The following is a 22323-nucleotide window of genomic DNA, read 5'->3' on the forward strand; positions in this document are numbered from 1 at the left end:
CCGGTCGCCCGGGTCCGCCCCCACATGGGGGGGCGGACGCGCCGTTTGGGGGGGGGGGGGCGCCCCCCCTTCGGGGGGCCCCCCCCGCCCGCGATATCCGGCGCGTGACTGCGCTACGTCCGAGCGCGGGTAGCGATCCAGTGCTGGAAGGTGTCGTCGGTGAGTGCTTGCAGAAGGAGGTCGGCGGCGTGGTCGGGGCTGAGCCCGGCCGTGCTCGCTCCGTCCGCGATCCAGGTGCTGAGCCGGTCGACGTGCTGGGCGCTCAGCGTCCACTGGCCCGACTCTCCGGCCGGCCCAGTGCCGTCCGCGCGGTTCATTCCAAAATTTTGGAATGAACCGTCCGGCCCGTCATGGCCGTGGGTGACGACCGTGCCCGTGACCGGCTCGCCGGCCCCGCGCTTGGCGCGCCCGGCCGGGGCGGCGGGCTTGGGCGACTTGGCGTCGGCGGGCGGGAGTTGGCGGGGGACGAACAGCGACTCCAGCCGGTCCGGCTCGGTGCCCGAGCGAAGGAAGTCCGCGAGGTTGGCCACCACGTCGGCGGTCACCCGGCGTCCGATCTGCTGGCCACGGCGGCGTAGTTCGGCGTACCAGTGGGCGACAGGCTCGTGCCCTTGCTTCTCGGCGACATCGACCAGGGCGCGGACATGCGAGTCGGGCGCGGGACGCTCGAAGGTGTTGGCGATCTGCGCGGCCAGGGGCCATTCCTTGATCTCCAGGTAGGCGGCGGACTCGCTCATGCCGTCCCACTCGTCGTCCAAGTATTGCTGGCGGGTGCGTTGCCCGTCCTCGCCTCGGTACAGGCGCCGACGGAACGCGGCATCGAGGGCCTTGCCCCGCATCCACTTCGCGGCCTGGTGGTTGTCGCGGGCGGCATGGATCCGCTCGAGTTGCTGCTGTTCCTTCGCATCCAGCGGACCGGTGCGCTCCAGGTCGGCGGGCTCGGGGATCAGTTCGGGCACGAAAGCACGCACCCGGTCCCGGCGACGGGGGGACGTCTCGTCGCTCATACTCCTCCCTTCACCTCCGGCAGGTGCCCGAGCTGGGTCAGCTCGGTGACCAGTGCGTCGAACGGCGCCTTGCGCTCCGGCTTGTCACAGGGGAACCCGACCGCCGACGCGATGGCTTCGCGCCTTGGGATCCGGGTAGACAGCACCGTCCACTTCGGATCGGTGCCGTCCTTGCCGCCGTTCATCAGCAGATCGGCGTACTTCTTCGGGCTGGCTGCCCCGGCCTGGCAGCGGTTCAGCAGTACGACCGTCACCGGTGGTTGCCCGCTCTCCCGCAACGCGGCGGACCTCTTGATCACCTTGGCGAGCGGGGTGCCGCGCTCCGGCCTGGTGAGGCGCTCGTAGTCCGGTTGCGTGGGCGACAGCGTCACGATGGCCAGGTCCGCCACCTCCAACACCGAGTCCACGATGTCCGGGTGATTCTCGGCGTGCCCGGCATCCACCACGTTGATCCGGTCGTGGTCCATCTCCGGGTAGACCGTTTCCGCGAACGCCGGAGTGTCCGCCTCGTGCACCTGGCAAGGGAAGTCGCCGGCATCGCGCGCCCACGCCGACAGCTGCAGTGACTCGTCCGCGTCGTAGCAGGTCACGGGGTGGCCAGCCCGTGCCAGGGCATAGGCCAAGAGGCCCGTGTTCGTCGTACCGCCCATCGTCCTGGGCTTCAAGCTGGCAATCAGCATGCGCGTCACCCTAGGCGAGCAAGGCCGGGGACACAGCGAGCATCCTGCCTCGGACGACCCGGGCAAGCCTGCCCCGGGCCGCCGGTACCCGACCATGAGCCCGACCACAGCTGGTCAACGCCCTGTTGGCGTCACCGCGCTCCCCTGGCCGGCGCTCCCGTTCTGCTGGGTGGCCTGCGCGACCCCGATGAACAGGGCGACCAGGATCCCGGCGGCGGTCAAGCCGACGGTCACCGGCGTCTTCAGGGCCGGGTGGCGGTAGACGAGGTAACCCAGGCCGACGACGACCGCCAGACCGACGAGGATGCCGATCAGCAGAACGGCAAGAGCAAGCGTGGACACGAGGCCCCTCTTTCGGATCAGGCACGCGGCAGTTCGCGTGCGATGGAGTGCGGAGCGTGGAGACTCCTCAGCCCTTGCGTCTCGGTCAGAGGCTCGGGACAGGGCGGCGCCAGGGTCGTTGACGGCGGGGTTAGCCACGCAACTCCGGCCTGAGCTGCACCTTTGATGTTTTTGTGCTCCTCGTCACATAGGTGGGCGGAGGAGGCGACGCTGAACGGTCACGAGTTGACTCTGAGCAGCAGGTGGACGGCATTGAGCGGCCTGACCTGCGCATACGGCTGGGCTGACCAGTCCTTGCTCCGCTAGTCCCTCCTCCTTGATGAGGTACAGCTTCACCAGACGAGGTGATGCAGCCTCGAGGACTTGATAGCGAGCCGAACGCCTGCGGCCTCGCCCTGCTGGAGCGGGTCTGTGCGTCGGTCTGCTGCCAGAGACGGCGGCCGGGGAGGATACGGAGTCATGAGCACCACTCGCCCCTTGCTGACCCAGCGTGAAGCCGCCGCCGCGTGCGGCGTGAGCCGTACGACGATCCGGCGCCGCCGGGAGGCCGGCGAGCTGCCCGGGGCCGAGCTCGATGAGGACCGCGGATGGCTCATTCCCGTCGATGCCCTGCTCGCCGCCGGGTTCCGGCTCAACGCCCCTGCCCCACCCGAGGAGAAGGCAGTCGGTGACCAGGCGCCAGGGGCGCAGCAGGACGCCGCTCCCGACGAGGCGGCGGCGGCGCTGCGGACCCAGTTGGAGCGGCTGCGCCACGAGACTGCCCTGGCGCTCGCCGACGAGCGCAACGCCCGTAAGCTCGCCGAGGCCGAAGCCCGGCACCTCCAGGCGCGACTGGAGGAACGTGCCGCTCACATCGAGGACCTGCAGCGCGCCCTTGCGGCCCTGACGCCGGCCCCGGAGCGGGCGGCCATTCCCCAGCCCGCACAACCGTTTTCGGCGTCTGCCGTTCCCTCCCCGGCACCCGCGCCGATGGAGGCAGGGGAGGCCGCGCACGGCCCCGCCACGGGCAAGCGGCGCCGCTGGTGGCCGCGCTGGGACTGACGCCCACCGGCTGCCACCTCGTCAACGGTCGTGCCATCTCCTGCGACTTCTCTTGCGCGAGTCGTTCGACCCGCGCCTTGTTCTCGCTGGCTACCAGGCCCTTCGGGCGTGACCCGGGCCGACCTTCCCTGTAGAGCTCCCTCAGCCGCCCACCTGCAGAACGAAGTGGGGTTGAGCGTGGGGCCGACTGCGGTCTGGCGCGCACGGCACCGCTCACCGTCAGATTCTAAGTGCTGTAAGGTTGATTCTGGCGGCCCGTTTGCTGATCAAGGTCGCAGCAGGCTTGCCCACGCAAAAAGGGCCGGTGGAGAGTCGCCCTGGAGCGACCCGGCACACCACCGGCCCTTACTACCAACAGCCCGGCCGGCGAAAGCGGCTGGGACCTCAACCAGGATACAGGGGCGCCATGGCATCAACAGGGTCCCTTCGAGGAGGGACGCAGTGATCCCCAAAGGCCGTCCGGTCATTAACGAGGCCGACATCGCTCAACGCGTCGGAGTCCCTCTGGCTACATGGCGCCGGCGCGATGCCCCCGCCTTTCGTCAGCACGTACCAAGCCTCTTCCCTGGCAGTCGCTTCCTGATCTACGACCTGGAACAAGCCACGGCCTACCTCCACGGCAAGCCCGTCCCTGACCTGGTCGCAGAGGAAGATCCCGACGACCAGCTGAACGACAAGGAAGCCGCCGGCATCCTCGGGGTCGACCCGAGCACTGTCCGCGCCTACGCCGGACAGGGCTACCTCTCACGTGGTGAGACCGTTTATGGCGCCCGCGTCTGGCGGCGCCACGAGATCGAGCATCGTCGCGACAACCCTCTCGGGCAGGGCAAGGGAGGTGGACGCCGCGCCGGCGAACAGCAGGGGCCCCGTAAAGCCCACGCGTACGCCGGTGATCCGCGGTTGCGAACAGCCAGCGATGCTCTCGCTGCCGGCGCGGGAGCTCCGATCAGCCGCATCGCTGCCAGCCTCGCCCAAGAGCACGGTGGATCACCCCGGACCTGGGAGCGGCTTCTGAACCAAGCTCGCCAGACCTAGGGACCGCCGCCGTAGTGCAAGAGGTGTGACCGTTCCACGTGTGCACGCTGGTGCTCGTGGACCCGTGCACGCGGTACGGCTGCGCCGCCGACTTCGTCGTGACCTGGCGGTCACACCTCAGGCATTACGAACTGACCCAGACCGGGAAGGGCGAAGGCCCGCACCGACCGGTGCGGGCCTTCGCCCGTCGGACCAACCCCTGCGCCATGCAGGCGGCGGCTACCTCACCCGCCCAGGGCGATCCCCCGAAGAAGGTCCCGATCCTCGATCGGGTAGCAGCGGTTGGCCCGTTCCCCGGGACCGAACGATCTCAGCGCCTTCAACTGCCTGAGTTCGGCGATCGCCTTCTCGACGGTTGCCCGACCCAAGCAGAGGGCGTCCGCAAGATCGGCCTGGCTCGGTCCCGAAGCGACCAGCTCTTCCGTGGTCGTCATGACCAGGACGCCGTCCTCGCTCCTGGGCCTTATCACGTTCCTCCGCGTGGGCTCGGCCAGGTAGTTCAGCACGGCTGCCACCCGCGCCGCCGGGGTTGCCCGGCTCGCGGTGTACAGCCGCTCCGTCAGCACGTGCCGCTTGGCCGCCATGCGCGCCAGCATCAGGGCGATCGCGGGGTCGGTCGTCGCCAGTGCGTTCAGCTTGGAGTTCGGGACCTCGACGAAGACACACCGGGACAGGGTGGACCCCGAGATCATGCTCTTCGAGTTCGTGCTCACCTTCTCCTCGTACGTACCGGGAAAGCCGGCGGTGCTGCTGATGCTCTCGAAGAGCATCAGCTCGCGCCACAGGCGGACTTTGCCGGGTTGGACGAGTTCCGAGACGCGTCCGTCGACCAGGAAGAAGGCGGACTTCGCGACCGGGAGCACGAGAGGGCGGCCGCGGCTTCGCCGGCGGAGACGGGAGACCTCGGTGAGGGCGTCTGCGGAGAAGGGCGGCAGTCCGTGGAGGGCGAAGAAGTCAGCGATGGCCCTGGCCTCGCTCGTCCTTCGGCTGGTTGTGGCGTAGCCCATGGTCATTTCACCGGACCCTGAGGCGTGACCGCCGAACCGGGCACGGCCGGCTCGGAGGCAGGGGGCACCGTCGGCGAGACGGTGGTCGCCGGAGGGGCGGGGGCGACAACCCCGGCCGGCGGAGCCGCCGACTCGGTCAGGATCCGCACCACCGGCACCAGCGCTCCGACGAGGAGGGCGAGTGCCGTGAGAGCGGAAGCGATCCGGGCAGGCCTGGTCTCCAGGCGGCGGATGGCGTAACAGGCTGCGGCCAGGACGATCCCGAAGATCAGAATGACCGCGACGTAGACGTCGGTGAACACACGTATCTCTTTCGAGAGGCGGTCGAGCTTCGATCGAATGTCCGAAGCCCGACCGCGTGTTTTTTGGGAACCTCGCTCTGACCAGTGACATCCGGACTGCGGCTAACAGTCCGTCACCGGCTGAGCGTGAATGTTACGCCATCGGTGTGACCCGACCACAATTCGTGCTGTGGTGAGGGATTTCTCTGAAACGAGAATCCGAAGTGCCGTCATGAACAAAGCCTGAGTTGGCTCCTGACAGCGCATATGCGGAATCAGGAGTACCGATGTCCGGAGGCCCCGGATGCCGTCGCCGTGCCATGGAGCGCGGGGTGCCTTGGGACGGAGAAGGCCCCGCCCGATGGTTGGGGCGGGGCCTTCTGGTGCGGCATCATCAGAGATGCCGTCGAAGAGGATGGGCCGGGGCCGTGTCGGGGGAGCCACCCCCGATAGGCCGCCGGCCAGTGCTGAGCGAGGGCTCCCAAAAGCCGTGTGTTCAGCGCTGACTAGGAAACACCAAGCGTGATTGTGAAAGACCCTCTGCGTAGGGGTTTTCGGCTAGCGGTGTGTAAGAACCCCTCACTGGAGGGGTTCTCCCTCCGTTTTTAGGGTGCTCTCACCTCATCCGGAGGAGCGCAGTTCGAATTGTGAGAACCCCTTGAGTGCGCTCTCCTTTGAAGCCGGTGTCTGCGGCGGAGTGGGAAGAACAGCTCTGCGCACACGAAAAGGCTCGCACCGACCAGTGCGGGCCGTGGCATCGCGTGTGGGCCAGACGGTTGTGATCACGAGTGCGGCGACCAAGGGTCAGGACTCGCCCAGGCAGTAGGTGCCGGTGCCGAGCGGCGTCGGCCGGGGCGCCCTCCGCGGTCACTCAGCGAGCGTCGGCGACGTACGAGGAACACGGCCGCGCTGAGCCCGTGGCTGCTTCGGCCGATCCCTTGCGGTGACGGCCAGGCCGCGGACGTCCACTCGGGCAAGTACGAGATCGAGGTGTTCAAGGTCGACTTCGTCTTCGCGACGCTGCCGCAGAGCGGTACGGCCCTCTGCAAGTCCGCCGTCCCCATCAAGAACAGCGTCGAGCTCTTCATCTTCCTCGAGGAGGAGTACTTGTTCGCCGAGGAGCCGCACAGGGACTGATCGAGGAGATCAACGTCTACCTCGTGGAGAACGGCATCTCTGTGAGTGGCCCCCTTGTCTGGCAAGGAGCGTTCCCTCGACAGCGAGGAGACCAACGTCGAGACGATGCTCCTCATCAGCGACCCGCAGTTCGAGGGCAGATCCTCAAGCCAACGGGCGAAAGGTTCAGTTGCAGCTCAGGGAGGCGCATGCAAGCTGGGGACCTCCGACGCGCACTTCACCCATCAGAACTCGGTCATGGCCTCTGAGGGCTACACCGACACGCGACACCGACACCCCGCCTACGCACGTCGGCGCCAAGTTCGGCACGAACGTTAAATCCCTATTTGTGACTATCTAGGGCGTGATCTGCACTACATAGAGGTAGCGGTGGGTGGAATCTGCACGTTCCTGGCAGACCGCCTCTGAACTGCGGTTTTCGCAGCTGTTCCATTGTCAGAGGTGTGAGGTATGGGGACTGCCCTTGAGAACTCGTCGGCGGTGCGGACACGTCCCTCGCGCCGGGTCTGGGTGTCAGTGGAGCCCCATAGAGTGGCCGAGCCATCCGGCGCCCCTTCGGACGACGAAGGGAGGCCCTGCGAAGTGATGCCCTCAGAAAGCTACTTCGCGCTGGGCCTCCCCTTCGCCTGACGTCGGGCTTCCGTTCCGTCGTAAGGAGCCAGAACCCGTGACGTCCCTTGACCGTACCCCAGTGGGTACGGAGACCTCGGCTCGCGCCTACGTGTGGGCCACCGTGACCACCCTGGCGACGCTCGCCACCATCCTCGTCCTTGCCCTCATCGGCAGCGAGGAGGCTGCGGTCGCGGTCGCGGCCGCCGGCATCGTGAGCGGTGCCGTAATTCGGGTCACCGTCCATATCAAGCGATGACCCCCGGCCGGGCGCCCTCCGGGGCGTCCGGCCGCCACATGAAGAGCTCGTTCTCCCTGGAGCATGTCCGCACCTCCCCTGTATGCCGAACAGTAAGGGGAGGGTCTGACATCGCCTTCTCGGCGACCGGCTTGCTGATAGAAATCCGCAGGTCACCGCAAGGTTGTCCCCCAGTGGGTGCAACGAATCCGCGGTATGCCCGGATCAGGCGGAGCCTTCTGACACTTCGAGGGGGCCGCCGGAACGCCTGTGCGCTCGGCGGCCTCACTCAGATGACGCGCCGACGGAGAGCGGGGACGCTGCTCCCCCAGGTCGTCCGGGTGACTCTCGCACAGCCGCGTGATGAGCTTCGTGCGGCCTGTCGTCACCTTCTCCACGTCCTTGGAGCGGAGCACGAGCGTCGTGTCCTTTCCGAAGACCGGGAAGGGGGGCGCGGGCGAGCAGCGGCCGACAGACGCCCGTACAGCGGCCAGCCCGGCCCGGTCTTCCGTGCGGCTATGCGGGGAGCGCCCCGTCCTCCCCATACGTCGGGAGGGCTCGTTCTATTGGGAACCCATGCGGGTCTTATCAACCCACCTCAGAACGTGCTGGGTTCGTTTTTCCTCCCCGAAGTGGGCGAGCATCTTCACCAGGGGTTCGCACAACTCCATGGCGCCCTCGGGATCTTCCTTGGTGAGCATGCGCCATGCCCCGTGGGCGTTGTGTACGGCGCGGGTGGTTTCGCTCTCGGGTTGGGCGCCGGCGTCGGCGCGGCGCATGGCGGTGGTGATCAGTAGCTCTGCGGTCTCGTACCAGTCGACGCCCTGTCGGGCCGTCAGCATGGCCCGCAGGGTGAGCACGTTCACCGTGTAGGGGTGCAGGGGGCCGTACTGCGCTTCCAGAGCTCGCTCTAGTTCGTCTGCGGCCACGACCGCAGCGGGGAGGTCTCCGCCTTGCTCTGCGGCCCGTACGCGGGCCAATGCGGGCTCATGGGCGGGTGGGAGGGGTGCCGCCCACTCCGCGGCCGCCTGTGAGGCAGCAGGGGGCGCCGGAGGCGCGGCGGCGGGCGGCGGCGGGGCGCACGCGGGGGCGGGCTGAGGGCTGGCCGCGGTGTGGGGCACGGGGGCGGGCGCCGGGCTCGCGGGGGTGTGAGGCATGAGGGACGCGGGCGGGAAGGTGGCCGGCGCCAGGTGTGGGGCATGGGGTGCTGGCGCGTGTGGGGCAGGAGTGGGGAGCGCCTGGTGTGGGGCAGGCTCCGGCGTCGGGTGCGGGGCGTTCAGGGTGGTCACGTTCCCGTCCGCGTCCACAATCATGGGCCACGCCGAGCCGTCCATTTCCTTGGCCAGGACCCGGACCGGCCGACCGGCATACGCGGCTTTCACGCGAATCTCCGCGAGCGCAGCCATGCGCGCCGCTTGCGGGTCGCTGGAGCTGACCGCTACGGGCTCGCCGTTGATGCTCGCTCCGCCCGCAACGAGGGTGATCACGTATACGGGCGCCGGGGGGACGGTCTCGGGGTCGATCATGCGTCTTTCTCCGTTCATCCGCCCGAAGGGAAATACGGCGGAGCCCACCCGAGGTAGGTTGCTCCCCATTTCGTTTCGATATCCGTCGCGGGCACCACGTCGATATACCCGACCCGCTTAATGTCGTTGCTCGCGATCATGCCATTACCCAGGTAAATGGCGACGTGGCCTGCACGTTGTCCCGTGTCCCAGTACATGAGTGCACCGGGGGGCGGATTCCGGTCTTTGTCGTGCTTTTGGCTTTCCGGCATGGACTTGTAATGGTCGATGGCGTATTGGACGCCGGAGAACGACCAGCCGTAGGCGCGGGCAACGAAGGCGAGGCACATACGATACCAATCCTTGCCGCCCGTTTCCGCTTCCTTTCTCGCCCATGCGATGGCGTCCGCCGTGGAGCGGGGGTTTTTGACATAGGCGGGCCAATCGGCGTTTCCGTCGTGGAAGGGCTCGCCGGGCTTGCCGCCGCCGGCGCCGTCCTCTTCGTAGCACTCCCCGGGGCCGTCGTCGCCGTTGGCCGCATCGTCCTCCTCGGCGCCTCCCCCTGTCTGGCCTGCTGTTTCGCCGGTTGTCTCGCCTTGCCGGTCAAGGTCGATCCCGGCTTCCCGGGCAATCTCGCGGGCGGGCTGTTCCTGTCCGGCGTAGAGCCGTTCGTACTGCTCCGCGGGGCGCTGCACCTTTGCTGCGGCCTTCCACAGCTCCATGGATTCCCACCCGTTTATGTCGGTGAGTCCCATCGGGCTTCCGTCTTCGTCTCCGAAGAAGAACATGGATGCGGCGTACTTCGGTTTCATGATCTGGTCTTTTGTGCCCCATCCGGAAGACGGGCGCTGCTGGAAGAGGCCGATTGAGTCGCGGTCGCCGTAGTCGATATTCAGAAGGGTGGATTCTTGCAGTGCGGTCATGAGGGCGATGAGGGTTGCCCGACCGGACAGTCCGCCTTCTTCGGCCACTCCGTCGATTGTCTTTGCGTTTTCTATCTGCTGTTTACGGAGTTCCGGACCCGGGGTTTGTGCTCCGGTGTCGCCCTCGCCTCCGGGCAACTCCGCTCCGGGTTGTCCGCGGTCCCCGCAGGAATCGGCGAAGGCTTTTCCTGCACTTCCTCCCCCGAGAATTCCGACGAAGAAAAGGAAGACCAGGAAGGCGACACCTAGCGCCACCCCCGCCTTCACCTTCAGTGCGGCGCCCCCGACGTTGGCGGCGGCGCTCAGTGCGTCGCGTCCGTCCAACCCCCCTAAACCCCCACGACTCTGGACACACGCCACCCTTCGCCGGAGTTGGTCAACTCCGTCTGAAGGTTGGGCTTTTCGGTGTAGTCGGTGTATCCGGCGACCTTCACCGTGGCCGTGACCGTACGCCAGACCCGCAAGGGGGTGTCCGGCGGAAGGTCACCGCCGGCGGGCTTCACCGTGACCGCGGAGACCGTGGCGACTCCGCCCCGGCTCACCAGCCGCTCCCATGCCGGATCGCTGGAGTTGGCCAGGTTCTCCGTCAGCGCGGGCATGGCCCACGGGGCCGCCCTGCGCACTGCCGCGGTGTGGTCTTCGTCCTCGGGCGGGTTCCGGGTGAGGTAGTGGCGGGTCCATTCCTCCGCCACGGTCTCCGGGTCGCTCAGGTCGATGGATACGGACGGACTCGGGGAGGCGGAGCCGGTGGCGGTCGGGCTCGCGGAGGCGGCCGGCTTGTCATCCTGCTCGGTCGACGGGGAGGGGGAGGCGGACGCCGTGACGCCGGTCGATCCGTCCTCCCCTCCCCCGAACCAGTCCGGCCCGTAGCGCGAGAGCACGCCCGCGAGCAGCACCGCCCCGACGATGACCAGCGCCGTGACGGGACGCAGCGACTCGCGGCGCCGCTGCTCTGCGATCCACGCCGCGGTGCGCTCGCGCTCCGCCTGTCGGTGGGTGCGGCGCAGCCTCCGCCGGCGGCGGCGTGGTTCGTCTTCGATCTCCTCCGGATAGTCGTAGGTGGCGCGCAGCAGCTCCCGCCACTCCTCCGGAGTCTTCTCCTCTTCCTTGGCCATGGCCTATCCCTCGTTACGCGGCCGGGGGACGTCCCGCGGCGCCGGGCGAGGCGTCGGGCGGGACGCTGGTTCGGTTTCCGGACGCCGGGTTGCGGGCGCTGCGGCCCGCGCGGGGGGCGGAGGCTGGGTAATCCCCGTCTTGGGCCGGGGCGCGGAGGAGCGCGGCGGGGGACCATTCGGCCGGGAGCGGATCACCTTTCCTTCGATCACCTTGGGTCCGGGGGCTCCGGGTTGTGGGGCGGTCCGGAAGGTCTGTTGGGGTTGCGCCCGGCCGGGGGTGACTGCGGTGGGGGTCAGTTCCGGCCGGGAGGCGGGCGGGAGCGTGGCCGCGCCTGCCCGCTCGCCGTCCACGGTCGCCGTGGCGCCCGCCGGGAGGGCAGGACGCGGGCGGGAGGGGGTGACCGGCGCGGAGGGGCGAGGGATCGCCGTGTCCGGCCGGGTGACCGTGCTCGTGGTTCCGTCCGGCCGGGTGCCCGCGGGCAGTGCCGGACTGTCCCCGGTGCCACCCCCTGCCCCGCCGCCCGGCGCGGGGAGCGGTGCGGGTGCGGAGCGGCGGAAGGGCACGCGCGTGATGGTCACGCCATCGTCGTCGCCTCCGCCGCCCGGGGAGGGGATCGGACCGCCGCCGCCACCACCGCCACCACCCCCGCCGCCCCCACCCCGGGGACGGCGACGAGGCAGGGTGATGGGCGGAAGGCCGATGCCGCGGCGCCGGCGACTGCCGCCGCCGCCCTGCGGGAGCTGGCGGTTCATGCCGCGGGACATCAGCATCCCGAGCACCATTCCGCCGCCCGCGGTCATGTTGCCGCTCACGCCCACGATCGCTTCAACGATCTTGCGGAAGCGGAAGGCCATGAGGGCGGTCGCAATGCTGAGCCCGGCGGACGGCGCCCACCCGTACACCCCGAACATGTTCGTGGTGGCGACTTGGACGACCAGCACGCATCCCAGTACGGACGTCACGATGAAGGACTGAAGGCAGAACCCCACGAGGTAGTCGAACCAGCGCTTGCCCCACTCGCGGGGGCGGCCGGGGATCACCCACATGCAGGCGAAGAAGACGCCCACGACCAACAGCATCAGCGCCCCCAACAGGGAGGCGAGGGAGGCGAAGGCGAGCGCGAGCACGAGAGCCGCGAACAGGACGATGACGATGAACGCCGGGACCACGACCATGATGCGGCCCACGGGCGAGTGACCTTCAACCCAGTCTTCGGAGTCCACCCCAACCGTGTTCTTCGTGATGTTCTGCTGCAAGAACGTCTTGCGGTCTTCCCGCGACGGACCTACTTCCAGCAGTTGCGGCCCGTACTTCTCGCAGACTTCGAATGATCCGAATTCCGCGAGGCACCACGGGCCGGCCACGTAGCCGCGCCACACGGCATCGCTGCTCTTGCGCAGCATGTCGTCACGCCCGTTGCCGGTGAACTTCGGCTCATGGTCCAACTTGAAGGGGTACGTCTGGTTCCCGGCGCCGATGCCGTCCGATGTGGCGTTCAGGGCGATGTTCGAGCCGATTTGACGGGTGGAGTCGACGCCGTCGACCCAGGTTTGGGGGCTCTGCAACAGGCTCACGGAGACCACGCCGGCGACGAAGACCCACGCAATTTGCCCGAGCCCGCCGCCGCCCTCTTTCTGCTTCAAGAAGGCAATGAAGCCACCCACGGCGAGCGCGGTCGGCAGTAGCGTGGCGGACAGTCCTTCGGCTGCGCCCCCAATGCTGGTCGTGAGTGCCTTCTCCAGCTCCGGGAGCGTGGTCAGTTGGAAGATCCATTGGACGATGACCACGCACGCCTGTCCCACGACAACGAGCAGGCCCATGACGAGATCCGCGATGATCTCTGCCATGGGGTCCAAGATGTCCCACTTGCCGTAGTCGCTGTCCAGTTGCCAGAGAGTCGGGGTGTCGTAGGTCTCGTACAGGGTCCCTTCGCCTTCGGGGACCTTGTTGTCGGGGGAGGGCAACAGGTCCCCGATGCCCACCGGGTCGATGTCGGCTGCGTGCGCGTGCCCCGCGGTCACCATGAGCGTGACGTACGCGAACATGAACGGAATCAGGATCGTGCGCAGCCGCGGAAGTCGTCTGATCAGCAGCACGCTTACCCCTCGGACAGGGCGGCCGTGACCGGGTCGCCGTGTCCCATGTCGCCGTCCTGGACGTCTTCGTGCTGGTCGACGCGCCACGCGTTGCCCTCCGCGACCAGGCGCAGCGCCCGGCGGTCCGTGCTGGTGCTGTCCGGCCACGTCACGGTGAAGGTCAGCAGCACGCCGTACCCGGCGGGGTGGTCTTCGGAGGCGGGAACCTTGACCGGGTCGCCCTTCACGACCACAGGGCCGGTCTCCGCCCGCTCCGGCCCGCTCGCGGACGTCGATTCGATCGGCTCGGGGGTCGACCCGTCCGCGTAGGTGGGCGGGGAGAACGTGGCCGTGGGCGACTCGGACGCGGGGGCGGAGGGGGTGGCGGTCTCGGGTCCGACGTTGCGGGCGGCGCACTGGTCAACCGTGCCGCGGCGCAGGGCCTTCGTGGACAGCTCACACGCACGGCGCCAGTCCAGAGCGTTGGCCGCTTCCTGGTACTCCTTGGCGACCGCGACCGCTGCGGCGGTCGGGTCCTTCGTCGGGGTGGCGTCGCCGTTGCCCGCGTCGTTGCCGTTGTCGGAGCACCCAGTGAGAGCGAGCCCGGCCGCGAGCAGCAGCACGGCGGGGGCGGCGGTGCGGCGGATCATGCGGGTACCTCCGTGGGGGCGGGGACGTCGCCGGCAGGGGCGTCGACCGGATCGGCGCGCGGGGTGGTGTCGAGCAGTTGCAGCAGTTCCACCGTGGGGATGTCCCATTGGGCGGTCGCGGAGTTGAAGCGCCGGTCCCGCACGATGCAGTGGCCGTGCCGGATCTCGCCGTCCGGATTCAGGCCGATGGACTGGATCAGGGTTCGGGTGTGGCGGCCCGAGGGGAGTCCGAGCATCTCCGCGAGCGCGTCTTGTTGCCGGCTGTTGGTGAGCTGGAAGCCCACGACCGTGTTCAACTGCTCCACCACGCCGACCAGCGCCGCGAGCGATTCGGGGTCCTGCGTGTCCAGCAACAGCGCCGTGGACAGCGCGCGGCCAACTCGCGCGATGTACTCGAGGAAGGACGCACCTTCCTTGGTGCTGGTCAGGACGTGGACTTCCGGCACGCACACCGCCTTGCGGAGCCCGCGCAGATCCTTACGGCCGGCCGTGGTGACGCCGTAGGCCAGCATGGAGTGCATGAGCGCCACGGACATGCGCTGAAGAACGTTCCAGTCTTCGCGGTCGTCGGAGGCACCGGGCAGGGACAGGCCCGGGATCTGCACCACCCAAATGCCGGGCTCGGGGGTGAGCGGGGCGCCCCCTTCGGCCGGGCGGCCCATGAACGGGGCGCCGATCCCGGTCTGACTCAGTTCGTACAGGGCTTCGCCGGTCTCGCGGGCCAATTCGTCGTCGGAGCGGCGCAGGTACTCCACCACTTTCCACGTGGCGGGGTCCCCTTCCGTGATCACGGCGTTCACGGCGTGCTGGACGGGGGTTTCCGCGCCGCGGGCGCGCAGGTGGGGCGGCATGGCGATGCCGAGTTGGGCGGGTACTTCGATCTGCGCCCGTTCGCTCCCCTCCTTGTCCAGCAGCTTGAAGAGGTCCGCGGCGCCAGCGAAGCGGGGGCCGGTCTCGATCAGGTGCGCGTTCAGCCCGTAGCGGCGCCCGGCCGCGACGACCCCGCCAAGGTCGCCCTTGAAGTCCAGCGCGAGCACGAAGCCACCGCGGAAGGCCGCGTCCAGCATCGCGAGCATCATCGCGGTGGTCTTGCCGCGACCGGACCGGCCGATGAACGCGGTCGTGGTGGCGTCGCCCTTCTCGGAACCGATCGTGGCGTCGTAGCGGAAGAGCCCCGGCGTGGAGCCGGTGAGGTAGCCGACGATGGGGCCCCCGGGCTCGCCCACCTTCGCGCCGCCCCACCACCAGGACCCGGCGAGCCCGGTCACGTCGCGGGTGTGGCCCACGTCGGGCACACGGAGTTGGTCGCCGGGCTGCGCTTCCAGCCACAGCTCCCGTTGCTCCTCCTCCCCCACCCCGACTTCGATCCCGAGTCCCCCGTAATGGGTAATCACGGCATCGACACGGGCACGCAGGTCGTCCAGCCCCACCGTGCTGGTGACGATCAAACGCGGGTGATCTTCGACCAGCGTCACGTCTTCGCGGCCCATGTCGCGGATCAGGTCCGCCATGACGGCTTCGGTCTCTTCGACCGCCCGGCCGGGGTCCTCCGCGGAGTGCTGGGAGGCGGAGCGGCGCTGTTCCTTGGCGAGCCGGCGCGCTTCGTCCGCCTTCTTCATTGCGTCGCGCTTCGGCAGGACTCGGAAGCGGACGCTGGCTTCGGGGCTCACGGGCAGGATCAGGCTCGCCGGGTCGACGTCGTCCGCGAAGGCGTCTTCGTCCACGTCCGGAACGTAGGTGATCTCGCTCAGGATCCGCAGCCACTCGCCGTTCCCGGGGGACTCCATGCGCTCCGGGAACCCGCTCATGGTCAGGATGGACACCCATGCGGCGGGCTCGCCGGTGCGGTCCATCACCCGCAGATGGTCCGGGTAGGGCAGGATGCGCCCCCGGGTGAGCGCCGCCAACTTGGCGCCCGTGATGGCGCCGCGGGCCGGGGAGGGCAGGGGCGTGGCCCGGTGCTGCTCCCGCGCGATCATCCACGCGACCATTTCGACCGCGGCCGGCTGCGCTCGCCACGGCGTGGTTTCGAGCCGTCGCCCGAGCCGCCGCATGATCGCGTCCAGCCGGGCGAGTTCCCGGGACGTGACTCCGGTGGACGCGACGCCCAGGCCTTCCTGCACACGGCGCCGACCGCCCTGCCCACTGCGGTCGGTGATGCGCACGCCCAGCAGCAGATGCCGGGTGGGCAGGGAGATTTGGTCCAGTCGGTCCACCCGCAGCGACGCCCACCCCTGCCAGTCCCCGGAGGTGAACAGCGACGCGGCTTCGTCCATGTAGTCCGCAGCATTCAGGGGGGACCACAACACCTTCAGGTGGCAGTCCGACCCGGCGAGCGTCTTCGCCAGCGCGCTGCTGGCCTGATCCAATTCGGTGTCCCGGGCAGACTCGCTCATCAAGTCCGTGTTGCTGCTGGCCAGGGTGAACCACGCTTCGGCGTGGTCGTCGGTGATGACCAACCCGTCCGCGAGCGCGAGATACCGCGCGGGCTCCGCGGAGCGGTCACCCCCCAGTCCCAGGAAGTTGCCAACCCGCTGGAGTACCTTCATGCCTTCTTCCCCGTGGTGGTAGTGCCGCCGCGGCGCCGGCGGGCTTTGAAGACCTGATCCGGCCCGTACAGCCGGGGGCGGGCGTCCAGCCGGAGCGGGGAGCCCGCGAGCGGCTGCGGCATGGCCGCGTCGTCGCCGGTCGCCTCCCGCCGGAGTCCACCGCGGCGGGTCATGCGGGCACGGCGCGGAAGCCACTCGACACGGGCCGCAGAGCGCCGTCCGCCGCAGATGATCGGGCGGTGTCCGAGCACCACGTAGCGGATCGTGAGCGCCCAATAGGTCATGTTCCAGCGGCGCTCATTCCTGCGGCTGCGCTGCGCCCCGAAGATGGTGACCAGCAGCGGCGGAAGGAAGTAGAGGGTGAAGGCCACCTTGTTGGGGACCCCGAACACCAGCAGCAGACCGCCGGTCCAGAACAGATAGAGCAAGCCGCCCAGGATCAGCGCGCGGCGGGGCGCCCCTTCCCCCAGGTCGACGCCCAACAGCTCATGCTGTCGGGCGTCCAAGTCGAAGTGCCGGGTATAGGTGGTGCCCTCCCGCATTACGCCTGCCCCGAGACCATGCCCCAGATGCCTTCGAGCATCCCTTGTGCCTGATCGGGGAACCAGACCAGACCGGCGACGAAGACCGCGCCCACACACATGGTGATCATGCCGCCCCAGTCGTCTTTGACGAAGTGGCGGAAGGCGCGGACCGCGAGCCATGCCGCGAAGAGGTTGCCGACGACCAGCAGGACCCATTCCTTCAGCTCACCGCCGTCCGTGAGCGGAGCCGCGAGCGTCGTCAAGGTGTGCACGTTTCCCCCTTGTGCGGGATGGAGTGGAGAGCGGGCGCCGGCGGACGGGTCACGCCGTGCCCCCATGGATGGTGGCCACCTGCCACCGCTGAGCGTCCGCGGAGGCGACCCGGGTCAGTTCGATGCGGTAGGTCTGTTCGACCTGCGCTTGCCCGATTCGCCATGTGACGCGAGCCGTTCCGGTGCGGTCGTCGCCCGTGCCCGCGTCCGCGGTCCACGAGGTGACCCCGACCAGGGTCATGCCGTCCGGCAGGGGCGGGACCGTGGCGCCGGGCGCGGTGACCGTTTCGGTGTCGCCTCCGGCGTAGGCGCGGAAGAAGTCGTCCACGGTGTCCGCGGTCTGCTGGCTGAAGGACGTGTCCGTCTCCGGGGCCTTCAGCTCTGGCGCCTTAGGGCCGTGCTCGGGTACGCCGACCATGCCGGGCTGTCCGGTGACGACGACTTGGCCGGCGGTCCGCACGACCGGGACGTCCAGGCCGATCCACCGGTCTGCGGTCTTGGCTTCGGTGGCCTTCTTCTTCCCCTTCGCGGGGGTGGCCTCTTCTTCGGTGGTGCGGATCAGGACGTCCACGCGGACCCGGGCCTGATTCTGTGTGGCGGGGGTGACGGCGCCCGGCTGGACGGCGAGCACGTCTTGTTGCCCCTGTCCGTCCCATCCCATTTCGGTGTCGGCGCCGTCCGGCAGGACGGCCGCGAGCGCGGAGGCGCGGGCCTCGGGGGCGTCCGCGTCCCACGTGAGGTAGGCGCGAGCGAAGCGCCCGGCGATGGCTTGGGCCGCGTCGCTCGGGTACGCCGGGGCGGTCTTGGCGGGCGGCGGGTCGTTGTCCGTCGTGGTCTGGTTCGGCACGACCCACGCGCGCACGCCGGTGATCACGGCCAAGCCGACCACGGCCCACAGCACGCCGCGTCCGAGTCGGCGCAGGGCGGCGCTTCCTGACTTTTCGTCGATAGTTGACCAGGGGGCGCCGGTCTCGCGTGCCGGCTGCGAGGCCGAGGCGGGCGGGGAGGAGGTGGCGGTGCGCTGCTGCTCCGCCTTAAGGGCCTCAGCGGCGGACTCCCACGGGTTCACAGCGGGCGCTTGCGCGGGCAACGCGACCGGGGCGGGGGCAGGGGTGGTCTTCGTCTTCCTGCGCGCCTTCTTCGCTTCCCAGTCTCCGGGGTCCGGCAGTCCGAGCACTTTCCGTGCCGTTGGCCCCAACGTCGGCATTAGTTGCAACTCCCCCCGTAACCAGTCCCGTTCAGGTGATCGACCCTAGACGGGGTGTAGTCGAAGGTCAAAGAAGTTCGTAACTGTCCGGAACCCTTGGGACGGTCCCGTGACATTCCATGGACAGCGCACAGCTGGCCGCTAGAGTGCTCGCCCATGCAGGGGAACGACCGGGGCGATTTGTCGATACGCCTACGGGGCGCGCGGCTGCGGCAACTCCGCATCCGGTGCGGCTTCCGTACACAGGGGGCACTGGCGGCGGTGCTGGGCTGCGCGCGGAGCACGGTCGCCACCTGGGAAGCGTCAGCCAGTATTCCCCGGCCGGACATGCTCGCGAAACTCTGTGCCCTTCTGTGTGTACCGGTCTCGGAGTTGATCGAAGAATGCGGGGGGCCGTCCCTGCGTTCGCTGCGGACGGCCGCCGGGTTTCGGCAGGTCGACATGGCCGGATTTCTGAAGATCACGCCTAGCGCTTACTGTGACGTGGAGACAGGGCGGCAAGCGATTCCCGCACGCTGGTTTCCCGTGCTGTCCTCCGTTTTCGGCAGGACCGAGGACGATATGCGCGCAATGCTTAACCCGGGAGAGCCAGAGCAGGTAACCGTTAGACCGCGGATGGGGTGACCCGTCCGCGGCCGCACTTCGAACGGGCCGTCTTACGGTGCGGTGAGCCGTGCGGGGTCGTCCCACGTGGCGGCGCACGCCATCTGAATGCGGTCAAGCGCCGTTCCCAGACCGGTGGGGAAGAGGACACCGCCGGGGGCTTGCAGGTTGATTCGCTGAACGATGGCCGCAGCGCGCGGGGCGATTTCGTTCAGCAGCACATTGGCCCGGTCGTTGGTGACCGGGGCAATTGGCCAGCGTAGAACATAGAGCACACCGACCACCGTCGGGGGCTTTTTTCCTCCGGCCACATGGGTGCGCAGGGACCCGTTCACAGCGTTGAGGGTGACGAAAGCGCGGCGCCCTTCGCGCTCGAAGACAGCCGCGAGATCTGACCCGCCGGGCTTCAGGTACTCGCACCGTACGGCGGGGCGCTCCCTTGTCTTTGCCTCCGTCATGTCCCGCCCTCTTCCCGCCCGTGCGGTCAAGCCTTCTTGGTGCTTTCCTGATACCGGGTGAGCCAGTCCTTCAATTCCTCTTCGGTGTAGTACGTGGTGCGCCCGTCCGTGATCCCTTCGGGGAATGCAATGCCTCGCGCTTCAGCACGCTTCTTGTATTGGCGTGCCGTGCTGTACTTCCACGGCAAAATGCCTTCCTCGCATGCTTGCTGAAGGGAGTACGTCGACGGCAAGGCTTCCTCTTCCGCCACTTCCGCTGCCTCCACCGCCGGCCGCCCGTCCTCCGCCGCAGCGGTCACATGGGCTGTCACACGAGTGGTCACACTGGGGGCTGTAACACGCTCTGAGCTGGGCGTAAGGGCTCTACTCCCCCCGCCGGTCGCAGGCGTGACACCGGGGAGTGACAGCGGGCCGTACTGGCCCCCGGGCAGGAAATGGCGGACCGCGGCCGTAAGGTCCGCTTCCCTCAGCACGTCGTCCGTGATCCACGGCGCCATTTCGCCCCGGTCGAACCAATCGGGCGCCGGGGGACATTGTCGCAGCAGCTCCGAGACGCGCGGCGTGATGTAGGGCGGTTGGATCTCCCGCACGTATAGGTGTTCCCCGTCCGGGGCCTGCCTCTTGTCGGCGTAGGCACCGCGTCCCTTGACGGTCGTGTCGTACTGAATGACCGGCGTGGACTGCCCAAATGCGACGCCCCAAGAAACACGGTCCTGCTGTCCGACGAGTATCTTCGTTCCGATTTGGGCTCGCTCCATGGTGCCGCCGAAGAACGTGTTTGCGAATTGCTGTGCACCGACCACGACCCGGTGCCGGCTGGACCGTCCCTGAAGAAGAATGATCGAAAACCATTCGAGGAAGGGCGGGGCACCCTTTCCGTTCAATCCGTGACGCCACCATGTGTAGGCGAGTTTGATCAGCGTGGGGAGTTCGTCAATCACCAGCGTGCGGGGAATCAATTGTTCCCGGGCAATGGCACTCGCGTACTTCCCTTGGGCTTCTTCCGCCGCCATCATGGACACCATGAATTCCGCGAAGGCTGCAATGCAGGATCGCACCGTCTTGTGAACGCGCACCCCTGAATGGCCTTCAGCTTCGATCAGGCTGTTGCGTTTCGTGTCGAGAATGTCAATCAGTTCGCCGTGCTGCCGGCCGTGCACGATCGGGATGTAAAGCACAGTCGATTTACCGGAGCCGGTGTCACCGGCCACGCCCCAATGGGGGGTCGCGGTCTCCGTGTAAACGATCGCGTCCACGATCGCGTTCTCTTCAATCGCCTTGCCCACGAAGACTTCGTACGGGCTTCCGGTCGACTTCCAGTCCACAAATTCGGGGAGCTTCGGGCGCTCCACCGGCTTTGGCTTCCGCGTGAACGCGACGTGGTGTTCCGGCCCGGTGCGCTCCCAGTGGGCGACCCATTCGCCAGGGACGCGGGTTTGCACGATGTGATCGAACGCCGTCGTAGCCTCTTTCCCGCCCATCCATGTCAGGGGAATGCGGACCACGATCCGGGCGTCATGGGCGGACAGGTCCGGGGAGAGGTTCACCCACGTCTCCCGCCGCTCGCCCTCTTCGAGCCGGAGGATTTGGCGGACGGCTGCAAAGAGCGCCGGCCCGTACAGTTCGTCATCCGTCGGCCGGCGCGGCTCCCACCACCCGAATCCGCCGGGCCCGGTGATAGCGACCAGCAGCACGGCCACCCCGGCACCGATCAGGGCGAGTTGGGTCGGCTCAGGGAAGCGCCACCACGCCCACGCCGCGACGACGGGGGCGAGCCGGACTGCGGAGCGCGCGGCGCGCGGCCACCGGCTCCACGCCGCGAGCGCCCGCCCCATGCTGCCAACGACGTTCCATACCGCAAAGAAAGGCAGCAGTGCCCCGCGCAGGACGCGCGAGGCAGCCCCCGGGGTCTTCTTCGTCAGGCTCACCGCAGACGCGGGAGGGCGGAGCGTGGGCGCGGCGCCGATCGCTGCAGCCGGCCCGCCGGAGTCGTCCACGACGACCCCAGAGCGCCACCACGTCGCCGTGGTGCGCGGCTCCCCGCGCAGGTCCCGCCCCGCGACGTACCGGCCGATCGTGCGGGCCAGAGTTCGAGCGCCCCGGTCAATCGCTGCGTTCAGTTCCTTGTTCGGCCCGCTTCCCCGGCCGCCGCGGTCGTTCATGACGTACGCGACCAGAACCAGCGCAAGCAGCAGACCACCGCCACCGGGAAGGGCGTATCCGGGAAGGTCGACCACCCCGTCCCACGGCGCGGCCAGTTCTACATATCCCCCATGCATGCGCAGACCCTATGCCGCCCCCCGCGGCGGCTTCCCGTAAGGGGTCGCCTTCTTCCCAACCTCCTGTGCCCCCGCTGAGCGGCACGAGAGGGCTCAGGAGGGGACACCAAGCCAGCGGGCACCCCCACAGCGCCCCAGATGCTCGGAGCAGCACGACACACACGCCCGGGAGCTCCAGGGCGCAGCGATGGCCGGCCGCTCCGTACCCCTCGACAAAACCTTTGCCATCGAGGGCGTTTCCCCGCCGGCCGTCTGATCCAGGGACATGACCGGCGCTCGACTGAAGCGGGGCTTCTTCCACCGAGCCCTGCTCGGAGCAGGCACGGGAGAGTCCCGCCAGGAGCACCCCGCGACGCCGACCCGCACCACCAGGAGCACGCCGTCGGCGGACGCGGACCGGCGGCTTCTGCTCGTTGAGCGAACCGAGCGGACCAAACTCCTGAAGGACGTCGAGCACGTCGCGCAGCTGGCCGACCAGAGAAGCCGGCGCACCCTCGGCCCGGGTGCCGTCGTGAAACCGAAAGAGGCGCAGCAGACGCCAGCGAGTTGCCCATAGCCGCTGGCGTCATTCGACAGTGGCTCGTTGGACGGGGCGAGAGTGCCGCTCTCATGTGGGGCGTAGCGGTGGCCGGGCGCTTCGCGCCCTCGCCCCTCCGGGGCGCAGCGAGGGCCGGGCGCTTCGCGCCCTTGTGGGGCGTAGCGGTGGCCGGGCGCTTCGCGCCCTCGCCCCTCCGGGGCGCAGCGAGGGCCGGGCGCTTCGCGCCCTTGTGGGGCGTAGCGGTGGC

At 68.7% G+C, this 22323-nt stretch carries 22 protein-coding genes; 6 read left to right on the forward strand and 16 right to left on the reverse strand.

Annotated elements, in window-relative coordinates; translation table 11 throughout:
- Positions 1–113: 113 nt before the first annotated feature.
- The 3 genes from AC0665_RS37095 to AC0665_RS37105 form a co-directional block, all read right to left on the reverse strand.
- Positions 114–1007: a hypothetical protein gene (locus AC0665_RS37095; protein ID WP_478706762.1), complete on the reverse strand. Its 894-nt coding sequence runs from the start codon at positions 1005–1007 to the stop codon at positions 114–116.
- Positions 1004–1687, reverse strand: coding sequence for a ParA family protein (locus AC0665_RS37100; RefSeq protein ID WP_478706763.1), 684 nt, complete (start codon positions 1685–1687; stop codon positions 1004–1006). The genes AC0665_RS37095 and AC0665_RS37100 overlap by 4 nt, the downstream gene beginning before the upstream one ends.
- Before the next feature lie 114 nt (positions 1688–1801).
- Positions 1802–2029 carry a hypothetical protein gene (locus AC0665_RS37105; RefSeq protein ID WP_478706764.1) on the reverse strand — a complete coding sequence of 76 codons (228 nt, stop codon included), beginning with the start codon at positions 2027–2029 and terminating at the stop codon, positions 1802–1804.
- 459 nt (positions 2030–2488) lie between these two features.
- Here AC0665_RS37105 and AC0665_RS37110 point away from each other — a divergent pair, with 459 nt between their 5' ends.
- On the forward strand, positions 2489–3070 hold the full coding sequence (locus AC0665_RS37110; protein WP_478706765.1) for a helix-turn-helix domain-containing protein: 582 nt from the start codon (positions 2489–2491) through the stop codon (positions 3068–3070).
- 441 nt (positions 3071–3511) lie between these two features.
- A complete protein-coding gene (locus tag AC0665_RS37115) occupies positions 3512–4105 on the forward strand; it encodes a MerR family transcriptional regulator (protein WP_478706766.1) in 594 nt (197 codons plus the stop codon).
- A gap of 224 nt (positions 4106–4329) precedes the next feature.
- Here AC0665_RS37115 and AC0665_RS37120 read toward each other — a convergent pair whose 3' ends face one another.
- Positions 4330–5112: a cyclic nucleotide-binding domain-containing protein gene (locus tag AC0665_RS37120; protein WP_478706767.1), complete on the reverse strand. Its 783-nt coding sequence runs from the start codon at positions 5110–5112 to the stop codon at positions 4330–4332.
- A gap of 2 nt (positions 5113–5114) precedes the next feature.
- The gene (locus AC0665_RS37125) at positions 5115–5414 is read right to left on the reverse strand and encodes a hypothetical protein (RefSeq protein ID WP_478706768.1); all 300 of its coding nucleotides are present in this window, start codon (positions 5412–5414) and stop codon (positions 5115–5117) included.
- Positions 5415–6383: 969 nt separating this feature from the next.
- Here AC0665_RS37125 and AC0665_RS37130 point away from each other — a divergent pair.
- Both AC0665_RS37130 and AC0665_RS37135 read left to right on the forward strand, forming a co-directional pair.
- Positions 6384–6530: a hypothetical protein gene (locus AC0665_RS37130; RefSeq protein WP_478706769.1), complete on the forward strand. Its 147-nt coding sequence runs from the start codon at positions 6384–6386 to the stop codon at positions 6528–6530.
- Between the two features lie 691 nt (positions 6531–7221).
- A complete protein-coding gene (locus AC0665_RS37135) occupies positions 7222–7398 on the forward strand; it encodes a hypothetical protein (RefSeq protein WP_478706770.1) in 177 nt (58 codons plus the stop codon).
- A gap of 542 nt (positions 7399–7940) precedes the next feature.
- On the opposite strand, the gene AC0665_RS37140 is transcribed toward AC0665_RS37135, so the two are convergent.
- From AC0665_RS37140 to AC0665_RS37180, 9 genes are all read right to left on the reverse strand, one after another.
- Positions 7941–8306: a hypothetical protein gene (locus AC0665_RS37140; RefSeq protein WP_478706771.1), complete on the reverse strand. Its 366-nt coding sequence runs from the start codon at positions 8304–8306 to the stop codon at positions 7941–7943.
- 611 nt (positions 8307–8917) lie between these two features.
- Positions 8918–10129, reverse strand: a complete 1212-nt coding sequence (locus tag AC0665_RS37145; RefSeq protein ID WP_478706772.1) for an NlpC/P60 family protein — start codon at positions 10127–10129, stop codon at positions 8918–8920.
- Positions 10130–10134: 5 nt separating this feature from the next.
- A complete protein-coding gene (locus AC0665_RS37150; RefSeq protein ID WP_478706773.1) occupies positions 10135–10920 on the reverse strand; it encodes a hypothetical protein in 786 nt (261 codons plus the stop codon).
- Between the two features lie 3 nt (positions 10921–10923).
- Positions 10924–13017 (reverse strand): hypothetical protein, encoded by a 2094-nt coding sequence (locus AC0665_RS37155; RefSeq protein ID WP_478706774.1) that lies wholly within the window; start codon positions 13015–13017, stop codon positions 10924–10926.
- A 2-nt stretch (positions 13018–13019) separates the two neighbouring features.
- Positions 13020–13646, reverse strand: coding sequence for a hypothetical protein (locus AC0665_RS37160; protein WP_478706775.1), 627 nt, complete (start codon positions 13644–13646; stop codon positions 13020–13022).
- Complete coding sequence (locus AC0665_RS37165) at positions 13643–16195, reverse strand: ATP-binding protein (protein ID WP_478706776.1); 2553 nt, start codon at positions 16193–16195, stop codon at positions 13643–13645. The genes AC0665_RS37160 and AC0665_RS37165 overlap by 4 nt, the downstream gene beginning before the upstream one ends.
- Positions 16192–16677 (reverse strand): hypothetical protein, encoded by a 486-nt coding sequence (locus AC0665_RS37170; RefSeq protein ID WP_478706777.1) that lies wholly within the window; start codon positions 16675–16677, stop codon positions 16192–16194. The genes AC0665_RS37165 and AC0665_RS37170 overlap by 4 nt, the downstream gene beginning before the upstream one ends.
- Before the next feature lie 59 nt (positions 16678–16736).
- On the reverse strand, positions 16737–16991 hold the full coding sequence (locus tag AC0665_RS37175) for a hypothetical protein (protein ID WP_478706778.1): 255 nt from the start codon (positions 16989–16991) through the stop codon (positions 16737–16739).
- A 49-nt stretch (positions 16992–17040) separates the two neighbouring features.
- Positions 17041–18168 (reverse strand): conjugal transfer protein, encoded by a 1128-nt coding sequence (locus tag AC0665_RS37180; protein WP_478706779.1) that lies wholly within the window; start codon positions 18166–18168, stop codon positions 17041–17043.
- A gap of 186 nt (positions 18169–18354) precedes the next feature.
- Here AC0665_RS37180 and AC0665_RS37185 point away from each other — a divergent pair, with 186 nt between their 5' ends.
- A complete protein-coding gene (locus tag AC0665_RS37185; protein WP_478706780.1) occupies positions 18355–18822 on the forward strand; it encodes a helix-turn-helix domain-containing protein in 468 nt (155 codons plus the stop codon).
- Positions 18823–18854: 32 nt separating this feature from the next.
- Here AC0665_RS37185 and AC0665_RS37190 read toward each other — a convergent pair whose 3' ends face one another.
- Positions 18855–19259 (reverse strand): hypothetical protein, encoded by a 405-nt coding sequence (locus AC0665_RS37190; protein WP_478706781.1) that lies wholly within the window; start codon positions 19257–19259, stop codon positions 18855–18857.
- A 26-nt stretch (positions 19260–19285) separates the two neighbouring features.
- Positions 19286–21538, reverse strand: a complete 2253-nt coding sequence (locus AC0665_RS37195) for a type IV secretory system conjugative DNA transfer family protein (RefSeq protein ID WP_478706782.1) — start codon at positions 21536–21538, stop codon at positions 19286–19288.
- Positions 21539–21803: 265 nt separating this feature from the next.
- On the opposite strand from AC0665_RS37195, the gene AC0665_RS37200 reads away from it, so the two are divergent.
- Positions 21804–22094 carry a hypothetical protein gene (locus AC0665_RS37200; protein ID WP_478706783.1) on the forward strand — a complete coding sequence of 97 codons (291 nt, stop codon included), beginning with the start codon at positions 21804–21806 and terminating at the stop codon, positions 22092–22094.
- Positions 22095–22323 lie beyond the last annotated feature (229 nt).

Source organism: Streptomyces sp. NPDC043685, assembly GCF_056436585.1.